At 52.4% G+C, this 10,224-nt stretch carries 11 protein-coding genes, 4 tRNA genes and 1 other RNA gene; 2 read left to right on the forward strand and 14 right to left on the reverse strand.

What is annotated here, in order from left to right; genetic code table 11:
• Nucleotides 1-61: 61 nt before the first annotated feature.
• The 12 genes from rplL to ACUXAC_RS26325 all read right to left on the reverse strand — a co-directional run bounded on the left by rplL (nucleotide 62) and on the right by ACUXAC_RS26325 (nucleotide 5,654).
• Nucleotides 62-427, reverse strand: coding sequence for a 50S ribosomal protein L7/L12 (gene rplL / locus ACUXAC_RS26270; RefSeq protein WP_004929903.1), 366 nt, complete (start codon nucleotides 425-427; stop codon nucleotides 62-64).
• Nucleotides 428-490: 63 nt separating this feature from the next.
• Nucleotides 491-988 carry a 50S ribosomal protein L10 gene (rplJ, locus tag ACUXAC_RS26275; protein ID WP_004929905.1) on the reverse strand — a complete coding sequence of 166 codons (498 nt, stop codon included), beginning with the start codon at nucleotides 986-988 and terminating at the stop codon, nucleotides 491-493.
• A gap of 338 nt (nucleotides 989-1,326) precedes the next feature.
• On the reverse strand, nucleotides 1,327-2,031 hold the full coding sequence (rplA, locus tag ACUXAC_RS26280) for a 50S ribosomal protein L1 (RefSeq protein WP_019456443.1): 705 nt from the start codon (nucleotides 2,029-2,031) through the stop codon (nucleotides 1,327-1,329).
• Between the two features lie 3 nt (nucleotides 2,032-2,034).
• Nucleotides 2,035-2,463, reverse strand: a complete 429-nt coding sequence (gene rplK, locus ACUXAC_RS26285; RefSeq protein WP_015376316.1) for a 50S ribosomal protein L11 — start codon at nucleotides 2,461-2,463, stop codon at nucleotides 2,035-2,037.
• A gap of 165 nt (nucleotides 2,464-2,628) precedes the next feature.
• Nucleotides 2,629-3,174 (reverse strand): transcription termination/antitermination protein NusG, encoded by a 546-nt coding sequence (gene nusG / locus ACUXAC_RS26290; RefSeq protein WP_004929914.1) that lies wholly within the window; start codon nucleotides 3,172-3,174, stop codon nucleotides 2,629-2,631.
• 1 nt (nucleotide 3,175) lies between these two features.
• Nucleotides 3,176-3,559, reverse strand: coding sequence for a preprotein translocase subunit SecE (secE, locus tag ACUXAC_RS26295; RefSeq protein WP_004929916.1), 384 nt, complete (start codon nucleotides 3,557-3,559; stop codon nucleotides 3,176-3,178).
• 260 nt (nucleotides 3,560-3,819) lie between these two features.
• Nucleotides 3,820-5,004, reverse strand: a complete 1,185-nt coding sequence (gene tuf, locus ACUXAC_RS26300; RefSeq protein WP_015376315.1) for an elongation factor Tu — start codon at nucleotides 5,002-5,004, stop codon at nucleotides 3,820-3,822.
• Nucleotides 5,005-5,113: 109 nt separating this feature from the next.
• A tRNA-Thr gene (locus tag ACUXAC_RS26305) sits at nucleotides 5,114-5,189 on the reverse strand.
• Nucleotides 5,190-5,195: 6 nt separating this feature from the next.
• A tRNA-Gly gene (locus ACUXAC_RS26310) sits at nucleotides 5,196-5,270 on the reverse strand.
• A 36-nt stretch (nucleotides 5,271-5,306) separates the two neighbouring features.
• Nucleotides 5,307-5,422, reverse strand: a non-coding RNA gene (locus ACUXAC_RS26315) — RtT sRNA.
• 46 nt (nucleotides 5,423-5,468) lie between these two features.
• A tRNA-Tyr gene (locus ACUXAC_RS26320) sits at nucleotides 5,469-5,553 on the reverse strand.
• A gap of 25 nt (nucleotides 5,554-5,578) precedes the next feature.
• Nucleotides 5,579-5,654: transfer RNA gene (locus tag ACUXAC_RS26325), tRNA-Thr, on the reverse strand.
• A gap of 396 nt (nucleotides 5,655-6,050) precedes the next feature.
• On the opposite strand from ACUXAC_RS26325, the gene ACUXAC_RS26330 reads away from it, so the two are divergent.
• On the forward strand, nucleotides 6,051-6,599 hold the full coding sequence (locus tag ACUXAC_RS26330) for a GNAT family N-acetyltransferase (protein ID WP_060441478.1): 549 nt from the start codon (nucleotides 6,051-6,053) through the stop codon (nucleotides 6,597-6,599).
• A 219-nt stretch (nucleotides 6,600-6,818) separates the two neighbouring features.
• The gene (gene coaA / locus ACUXAC_RS26335; RefSeq protein ID WP_033636718.1) at nucleotides 6,819-7,769 is read left to right on the forward strand and encodes a type I pantothenate kinase; all 951 of its coding nucleotides are present in this window, start codon (nucleotides 6,819-6,821) and stop codon (nucleotides 7,767-7,769) included.
• Between the two features lie 45 nt (nucleotides 7,770-7,814).
• Here coaA and birA read toward each other — a convergent pair whose 3' ends face one another.
• Nucleotides 7,815-8,777, reverse strand: coding sequence for a bifunctional biotin--[acetyl-CoA-carboxylase] ligase/biotin operon repressor BirA (gene birA, locus ACUXAC_RS26340; protein ID WP_033636716.1), 963 nt, complete (start codon nucleotides 8,775-8,777; stop codon nucleotides 7,815-7,817).
• The gene (gene murB / locus ACUXAC_RS26345; RefSeq protein ID WP_060441477.1) at nucleotides 8,774-9,811 is read right to left on the reverse strand and encodes a UDP-N-acetylmuramate dehydrogenase; all 1,038 of its coding nucleotides are present in this window, start codon (nucleotides 9,809-9,811) and stop codon (nucleotides 8,774-8,776) included. The genes birA and murB overlap by 4 nt, the downstream gene beginning before the upstream one ends.
• Nucleotides 9,812-10,224 lie beyond the last annotated feature (413 nt).

Raw genomic sequence — 10,224 nt, forward strand, 5'->3', positions numbered from 1 at the left:
GGTGACTAAAAAGTCACCAGCCATCAGCCTAAAAGACTAGGCTGCAACCGGAAAGGTTGGCTTATTTAACTTCAACTTCTGCGCCAGCTTCTTCCAGAGATTTTTTCAGAGCTTCTGCGTCATCTTTGCTCACGCCTTCTTTCAGAGCGGCTGGAGCAGATTCAACCAGGTCTTTAGCTTCTTTCAGACCCAGGCCGGTAGCGCCACGTACTGCTTTGATAACAGCAACTTTGTTAGCGCCTGCAGCTTTCAGGATAACGTCGAATTCAGTTTTCTCTTCAGCAGCTTCAGCTGGGCCAGCAGCAACAGCTACAGCAGCAGCAGCAGAAACGCCGAATTTTTCTTCCATAGCGGAAACCAGTTCAACAACGTCCATTACGGACATAGCGGCAACTGCTTCCAGGATTTGGTCTTTAGTGATAGACATAACAATTGTTCCTAAAATTCAGAAATAGTTTAAATACGTTAGCAAAGGCTAAGAAAGAGTGGCTTACGCCGCTTCTTTCTGATCGCGTACTGCAGCCAGAGTGCGAACCAGTTTGCCGGCAGCGGCTTCTTTCATGGTTGCCATCAGGCGTGCGATCGCTTCTTCGTAAGTTGGCAGCGTCGCCAGGCGGTCGATTTGCGCCGCTGGGATCAGCTCACCTTCAAAGGCCGCAGCTTTAACCTCGAATTTTGCATTCGCTTTCGCGAACTCTTTGAACAGACGAGCAGCAGCGCCCGGGTGTTCGTGAGAGAATGCAATCAAGGTAGGACCGACAAACGTGTCTTTCAGGCATTCGAATGGAGTGCCTTCAACTACGCGACGCATCAGGGTGTTGCGAACAACACGCATGTAAACGCCAGCTTCACGACCTGCTTTACGCAGTTCAGTCATTTTATCTACGGTAACGCCGCGGGAATCCGCAACAACCGCAGACAGCGCGCCTTTGGCTACTTCGCTGACTTCAGCAACAATCGCTTGTTTGTCTTGAAGATTTAATGCCATTAGCTTTTTGCTCCTGGATTAGCCGGGGAAAATCCCCCGGAACTCACTTCACTCGGCGCTTTGTAAAACGCCACGCCGAGCGGCTTAACACGGTGAGCAGAATCCAGCAAAGACATTCTTTTATAAAAAAGAAAAATTTTCTTAGGCTCTGTCACCGTCTACGCAGGAAGGATTAAGTATCTTGCGATACACCTGCGGTCTTGGACGGAGGCCTGGATAGGCCAGGCTCCAACCGAAAAATCTTTGTTTTGCCTACGGCATAGCCAATAGCAAAACCTTGGGGCATAAGATTCTAGACAAATCTTGGCCCCAAGTCAAAGCGATAATCGCAAATGCGATTAGTTCGCTGCAGCAGACAGACCGCTCTGATCGATAGCAACGCCAGCACCCATGGTGGTGGAGAGGCTAACTTTCTTGATGTACATGCCTTTCGCCTGAGAAGGTTTTGCTTTTTTCAGCGCAACCAGCAGGGCTTCCAGGTTTTCTTTCAGTTTGTCTGCGTCGAAATCAACCTTACCGATAGTGGTATGGATGATGCCGTTTTTGTCGTTACGGTAGCGAACCTGACCTGCTTTAGCGTTTTTCACTGCTTCAGCAACGTTCGGAGTAACGGTACCCACTTTCGGGTTTGGCATCAGGCCGCGTGGACCCAGGATCTGGCCCAGTTGACCAACAACGCGCATTGCATCCGGGGAAGCAATAACAACGTCGAAGTTCATTTCGCCTTTCTTGATCTGGTCAGCCAGATCGTCCATACCTACCAGCTCTGCGCCGGCAGCTTTCGCTGCTTCAGCGTTAGCGCCTTGGGCAAATACGGCAACGCGAACGGAACGACCGGTGCCGTGTGGCAGAACGGTAGCGCCACGAACGTTTTGGTCAGATTTACGAGCGTCGATGCCGAGGTTAACGGCAACGTCAACGCTTTCTACGAATTTAGCGGTGGCCAGCTCTTTCAGCAGAGCAACAGCTTCAGTGATGTCATACTGTTTAGTAGCATCAACTTTGTCACGGATCACGCGCATGCGCTTGGTCAGCTTAGCCATCTCTTAATCCTCCACTACCAGGCCCATGGAACGAGCGGTACCTTCGATGGAGCGAGTCATCGCTTCAACGTCAGAACCAGTCATGTCCGCAGCTTTGGTTTCTGCGATTTCACGTACCTGAGCACGGGTCACTTTACCTACTTTGTCTTTGTTCGGCTTACCGGAACCAGACTTGATACCAGCCGCTTTTTTCAGCAGAACTGCTGCTGGCGGGGTTTTGGTAACGAAAGTGAAGGAGCGATCAGAATAAACGGTGATAACAACCGGAATCGGCAGACCTTTTTCAACGCTGTCAGTCTTAGCGTTGAATGCCTTACAGAATTCCATGATGTTAACGCCCTGCTGACCCAGAGCTGGACCCACTGGTGGGCTCGGGTTCGCCATACCAGCTGCAACTTGCAGCTTGACGTAGGCTTGTACTTTCTTAGCCATTTAAATTTCCTCGGTTTGGGTAGTATCGCCTCGTAAGAGGCTCCCCGTGTTTCACCCCGCCCAACATGCATCAGGCAAGGCATCTAAAAACAAAAGGCGCGAAATTGTAGTTCAATTTCGCGCCTTTGACAAGCGGCAACGCGCCACTCATTGCTGATTATTCGATCAGCCTTTCTCAACCTGGCTGAAGTCCAGTTCCACCGGCGTTGCACGGCCAAAGATGGAAACGGAAACTTTCAGGCGGCTCTTCTCGTAATCGACTTCTTCGACCACACCGTTGAAATCGGCAAACGGGCCGTCGTTGACGCGCACCAGCTCGCCCGGTTCGAACAGCGTTTTCGGACGCGGCTTGTCACCAACCTGCTGCAGGCGGTTCATGATCGCATCAACTTCTTTATCGCTGATTGGCGCAGGACGGTCAGACGTACCGCCGATGAACCCCATGACGCGCGGTACGCTGCGCACCAGGTGCCAGCTGGCGTCATTCATCACCATCTGTACCAGCACATAGCCAGGGAAGAACTTACGCTCGCTCTTGCGACGCTGGCCGCCACGGATTTCAACCACTTCCTCCGTAGGCACCATCACTTCGCCGAACAGCTCTTCCATATCGTGCAGTTTGATGTGTTCACGCAGCGATTGTGCTACGCGACCTTCAAAACCGGAAAACGCCTGAACGACGTACCAACGTTTTTTTGGAGCTTCAGACATTTTAGAACCTCAGGCCAGTAATAAACGACACCAGACGGACCAGAATACCATCCAGCCCCCACAGAATCAGTGACATCACGGCGGTTACCGCGGCAACGATCAACGTGGTGTGTAGCGTTTCCTGACGAGTTGGCCAAATCACTTTACGTACTTCGGTACGCGCTTCGCGGGCAAACGCAACGGTGGCTTTGCCTTTGGTGGTCATCAGAGCCACTGCACCTGCAACGGCGATGATCAGCACAACTGCCAGCGCGCGCAATGGCAGGCTTAAATCACGGTAGTAATAGTTACCGACAATAGCCACAACCAACAGAACGGCGACGATCAGCCACTTTGCCGCTTCCAGGCCGCGTCCGCTCCCTTGAGCCTCGGTATTCGCACTCATAAACCAACCTGTCACAATGATGATTCAGAACAAACAACTTTGCCTCGCATTGCGAGGCAAACCAAACCGATCGGATACCGCTTCAGCGCTATCCCGGTGTTTTACGCTATGACGTATTTCAGTCAATACGGTTTAAGAGCCCATCTCACCAATGATTATGACTGCAAAATCGCTGATGAGATAGGTTCTAGTTCACAGCGTAGAAAAAGGGCATCAAATGATGCCCTTTTACCGCGTGTCGCGTCAAACTTTATCAGCGATTAAGCGATAACTTTAGCAACAACACCAGCGCCAACGGTACGGCCGCCTTCACGGATTGCGAAACGCAGACCGTCGTCCATCGCGATTGGGTGAATCAGGGTGACAACCATGTTCACGTTGTCGCCTGGCATTACCATCTCTACGCCTTCTGGCAGTTCGATGGTGCCGGTCACGTCAGTGGTACGGAAGTAGAACTGTGGACGGTAGCCTTTGAAGAATGGCGTGTGACGACCACCTTCATCTTTGCTCAGGATGTACACTTCAGATTCGAACTGGGTGTGTGGCTTGATAGAGCCTGGCTTAGCCAGTACCTGACCACGTTCGATTTCTTCGCGCTTGATACCACGCAGCAGAACACCTACGTTCTCACCAGCACGGCCTTCGTCCAGCAGTTTGCGGAACATTTCAACGCCAGTACAGGTAGACTTAACGGTGTCTTTGATACCAACGATTTCAACTTCTTCGCCAACTTTGATGATACCGCGCTCAACACGACCGGTAACAACGGTACCACGACCGGAGATGGAGAATACGTCTTCGATTGGCAGCAGGAACGGCTTGTCGATCGCACGCTCTGGCTCTGGGATGTAGCTGTCCAGTGCTTCAGCCAGTTCGATGATTTTCGCTTCCCACTCAGCTTCGCCTTCCAGCGCTTTCAGCGCGGAACCGCGGATTACTGGCAGGTCGTCGCCTGGGAAGTCGTACGCGGACAGCAGTTCGCGAACTTCCATTTCTACCAGTTCCAGCAGCTCTTCATCATCAACCATGTCGCATTTGTTCATGAATACGATGATGAAAGGAACGCCAACCTGACGACCCAGCAGGATGTGCTCACGGGTCTGAGGCATTGGGCCGTCAGTCGCTGCTACTACCAGGATCGCGCCGTCCATCTGAGCAGCACCGGTGATCATGTTTTTCACGTAGTCGGCGTGCCCTGGGCAGTCAACGTGCGCGTAGTGACGAGTCGGGGTGTCATACTCAACGTGAGAGGTGTTGATGGTGATACCACGAGCTTTTTCTTCTGGCGCGTTATCGATCTGGTCGAAAGCACGTGCAGAACCGCCGTAGGTTTTAGCCAGTACGGTAGTGATCGCTGCAGTCAGGGTAGTTTTACCGTGGTCAACGTGGCCGATAGTACCGACGTTAACGTGCGGTTTTGTACGTTCAAACTTTTCTTTAGACATCGATTGTCCCTCTAAGACACGGATAAATCGGTGGTATCACCACATCAACCAAGCATTTGCTCGTTGAATCCAGAACAGAAAGAAAATCAGGGGGCGAGAAATTAAGAAGTGGTGCTGATAGGCAGATTCGAACTGCCGACCTCACCCTTACCAAGGGTGCGCTCTACCAACTGAGCTATATCAGCACATCTTGGAGCGGGCAGTGGGAATCGAACCCACATCATCAGCTTGGAAGGCTGAGGTAATAGCCATTATACGATGCCCGCATCCTGGAACTCGGCTACCTGATTTTTCTGTAGAATTTTGGGATGGAGCAGGATTGTTCATCACTCGGCTCGCATCCTTCGGGCCGGCTGCGCCTTGCGCTGCACAGCTCGAACCTTGCCGAAGGCTTTCGCCCTCTCCTCCCGCCATCAACCGTTGCGGTATTTATCGCATCTCAGTTAATCGCCGAAGGCAAGATTTGGTGGTGGGGGAAGGATTCGAACCTTCGAAGTCTGTGACGGCAGATTTACAGTCTGCTCCCTTTGGCCGCTCGGGAACCCCACCAGATTTTAACTACTTGTGACTTGAATGGTGCCGGCTACCGGAATCGAACTGGTGACCTACTGATTACAAGTCAGTTGCTCTACCTACTGAGCTAAGCCGGCATCAAGTGCAGCGCATTCTAGGTAGAGCGGGCGACCTATGCAACAAAAAAATTGCTTTACGCGCACTTTCGCTCATAAATCAGTCAATTTTGCATGCTGTCATGCAATTCGCAGCCTGCGGCGTGCAAACATTCATCACTCGTGGCAATCATTCTCTACAATTTTATCCACTTTTTGCAAGCCTTGAGCGCCGCTTTCTCCGTGTCGGGCTTCTCAAAACACTTAACCCGCGCAGGTAAACTGTGAGCGGGATCGATGCACCAAAAAGGGGATACCTGCCCCGAACTGCGGCGTGGGCTACACTGATCCCTCGCCCTTTTGCCGTCGCCATGCCTTTCGCCGCTGTGGCTCATTTATTGCTTCTCTTCATTACCCCCATCCCAGGAGGAATGACCGATGAAAATAGTGCCTATCAACGCCGCTACGCTGCCGATTTACCGCGATGAATTGGCCCGCCTGTTGACCGATGCCGTCACGCACGGCGCTTCTGTCGGTTACGACACCTTAATCCCTCACGAAGACGCCGAAAGCTACTTCCACAGTCTGCGGCCGGCCTTGGCCAAAGGTGAACTGCTGCTGTGGATTGCCCGTGACGAGCGCGGCGTCGTTGGCACCGTGCAACTCGAGCTCTGCCAGAAGCCGAACGGCCGTAATCGTGCGGAGGTAGTGAAGCTGTTGGTGCATAGCCGCGCTCGCCGAAACGGCGTAGGTCAGGCGCTGATGAAGTCACTGGAGCACGCGGCACTGCAACAGCAGCGCGGGCTATTGTACCTGGATACGCAGGCCGGTTCGGCAGCAGAAGCGCTTTATCGCAGCCTGGGTTATCGCTGTTTGGGCGAGCTACCGGATTATGCGGCAGGGCCCGATGGGCATTACCATCCAACCGTTATTTATTACAAACGCCTGTTCGCCGTGAACCAACCTTCGCGCGCCATCGCCAGCTAGCCTTCAGGCGGTATCCGGCCCCGATGATACCGCCTTGCAACCCCGCTTTATCAACTGCGCGCCGCTTCGCACAATTGACATAAACTGCTGCCTATCGACAACTTTTGCGAAAAAAGTCTACGCCAAAAACGAAGCTGTCTATAATATGCAGCTTGTTTATTCTCTGGAGCTGGCGTCCGGCGCCTTTCCCAACCTGCGTTAACAGGCAGAATTTGGCTTATGATAAAAAGAGATCAATCTTTAGCAACGCCCTACCTACAGTTCGATCGTACCCAATGGGCTGCGTTGAGAGATTCGGTGCCGCTGACGTTGTCGGAAGAAGAGATCGTTAAACTGAAAGGGATTAACGAAGATCTCTCGTTGGAAGAAGTTGCGCAGATTTATCTGCCGCTGTCACGACTGTTGAACTTCTATATCAGCTCCAACCTGCGGCGGCAGGCGGTACTGGAGCAATTCCTCGGCACCGACGGGCAAAAAATTCCCTATGTCATCGGCATCGCCGGCAGCGTAGCCGTCGGTAAGAGCACAACAGCGCGCTTGTTGCAGGCACTGCTGAGCCGCTGGCCGGAACACCGCAGCGTTGAGCTGATCACGACCGACGGTTTCTTGCATCCAAATAAGGTGCTGAACGAACGCGGCCTGATGAAGAAAAAAGGCTTCCCGCAGTCTTACGATATGCATAGCCTGGTGAAATTCGTGTCGGAAGTGAAATCCGGCGCCAAACGCGTCACCGCCCCGGTTTATTCCCATTTGATCTATGACGTTGTGCCCGAGGGCAATAAAGTCATCGAGCAGCCGGATATTCTGATCCTGGAAGGGCTTAACGTATTGCAAAGCGGTATGGATTACCCTCACGATCCGCATCGCGTATTCGTTTCCGATTTTGTCGACTTCTCTATATATGTTGATGCCCCGGAGACGCTATTGCAAAGCTGGTATATCAATCGCTTCCTGAAATTCCGTCAGGGCGCATTTTCCAATCCCGATTCTTATTTCCATCACTATTCAAAATTGCCGGAACCGGAAGCGATTAATATCGCCACGCAATTGTGGAATGAAATTAACGGATTGAATTTGCAGCAGAATATACTGCCTACGCGCGAGAGAGCCAGCCTGATCATGACCAAAAGCGCTAACCACGCCGTTGAAAGCGTGCGTTTAAGAAAGTAAGCCTACCGATCGATTCAGGGGACGTTGCCGTCCCCCTTTCTCTAACTATTCCGCACTGCGCAGTGATATCTCCCCGCCGATGAAGGGTTTTATCTCTCCGTCTTGTTCCAGTAGTAGCGCCCCCTGCGAATCGATACCTCGGGCGATGCCCACAATCTGCCGCTCGCCAATCAGGAGCTTGACCGGTCTGTCGATAAAGTTATCCAGGGTACGCCAGCGACCGATAAATGGCGCCAGTCCGTCTATCTCAAACTGTTTCAACGACTGACGCAGCTCATTGAGCAGGGTTGCAGCCAGCTCATTGCGATCGATCTGAATTCCCGCTTCCTGCAGGTTAATCCAGCCCTGGGTAATGGCGCTGGCGTTGGTATCCCGCATCGCCAGGTTAATGCCGGCACCGATGACCAGTTGAGCCGCATCGCCGGTTTTTCCCGTCAGTTCGACCAGGATCCCCGCCAGTTTACGATCGTTCAGATAAAGATCGTTAGGCCACTTAACGCGCACGTCTGCCGCACCGAGACGCTGCAGAACTTCCGCCATCACCATCCCGATCACCAGGCTAAGCCCCATTGCCGCCGCCGGGCCTTGCTCCAAGCGCCAGAACATCGACAGGTATAAATTAGCGCCGAATGGCGAGATCCACTGCCGCCCGCGGCGCCCACGCCCCGCCTGTTGGTATTCAGCGACGCAGGCGTCACCGGAGTGCAATTCGGCGATGCGGTCCAGCAAGTATTGGTTGGTGGAATCGACCACCGGCAACACGCTTACACGCTTGTCTTCCAGCAGGCTGAGGATACGCTCGGCTTCCAACAGCTGGATGGCACCAGGCAGGCTGTAACCTTTGCCAGGCACGGTAAAAACATCCAGCCCCCACTCGCGAATGGTTTGAATATGCTTATTGATCGCAGCACGGCTCATGCCGAGTGACTCACCGAGGTGTTCCCCGGAATGGAATTCGCCGTCGGCCAGCAGCGCGATCAGTTTTAACGGAACCTTGGTATCTTTCATGACAGCACCGCCACGGCATTCAGCTCACCGGTCGCGCCAATAAAACGCACCTCAGGCTCCAGCCAGACGCCAAATTTATCGGCCACCGTCTTGCGTACATGGCGCGCCAACGCCACCACATCCTGGCTGTGGGCGTTGTCGATGTTCACTAGCACCAGCGCCTGCTGGCGGTGTACCGCAGCACCACCGAGACGATATCCTTTCAGCTCGCATTGGTCGATAAGCCAGCCGGCGGCCAGCTTCACCTGGCCATCCTGCTGCGGATAATGCGGTATGCCAGGATATTTGGCGATGAGTTCTGCGGCTTTCTCTGCGTTCACCAGCGGATTCTTGAAGAAGCTGCCGGCATTGCCGGTTTCACGCGGATCGGGCAGCTTGCTGCGGCGCATGGCGCATACGGATTCAAATACCTGAAGCGGCGTCACCGTAGCGGGATCCAGCTTAGCCAGATCGCCGTAGCTCAATTTGGGTTGCCACTGTTTGTTGAGGCGCAAACCCAGCCCGACAATGACATGCCCGGTTTGGAAACGGTGTTTGAAAATACTTTCCCGGTAGCCGAAAGCACACTCGGCAGCCGGAATGCGATCGATAGCGCCGGTAGAGAAATCCAGCAGGTCGACATACTCGCAAACGTCTTTCAATTCGACGCCGTAGGCACCGATGTTCTGAATAGGCGCGGAGCCGGCCAATCCAGGAATCAACGCCAGGTTCTCCAGACCGCAGATCCCGGCCTGCAGCGTATATTGCACCAGATCATGCCAATTCTCACCGGAGCTGACGTGGAGATGCCAGGCATCGTTATCTTCCCGGACGTCGATACCCTTTAGCTGATTGACCATGACCGTGCCCGAAAAATCCTCCAGGAACAGCACGTTGCTACCTTCACCGAGAATCAGCAGCGGCTCCTGACGCTTGCGCGTTTGTTGCCAAACCTTGAGCATCTGCTCAATTCTATCGGCTATGATCAGGTGCGCTGCGTTGACCGGGAGCGCAAACGTATTGTGGTTTTTTAAAGACGCGCTTTCAGTAGACATAACGTTCAGTACCTATACGGAAATAATCTTTCGCCTAGTCTACTCGATTCGAGGCGTCTGGCTAATATTTGTTTTAATTAACGTGAAATTTATCGAATAATACACTGAAGAATTAAGATTTATCTTTGATATAACCGGATAATTCTCATCAACATATTAATAAATAGGCATTTTTATTATTTAAATAATAATCTGAAGCTATCAATTATATATTGATCTGGCTATTTCCCCGACAAAAAACATTATGCTTCCTTATAAGACTAAGCTACATATGCCAAAAAGGTATTTTTTAAAGTAATAGATACAGTCAGGATATTTATTTTACGCATAGCAAAAAGCCCTGAACGTCAGTTCAGGGCTTTCGGCTTTGTTTGATGCCTGGCAGTGTCCTACTCTCGCATGGGGAGACCCCA

The sequence above is a fragment of the Serratia sp. 121840015-1 genome (assembly GCF_053627655.1).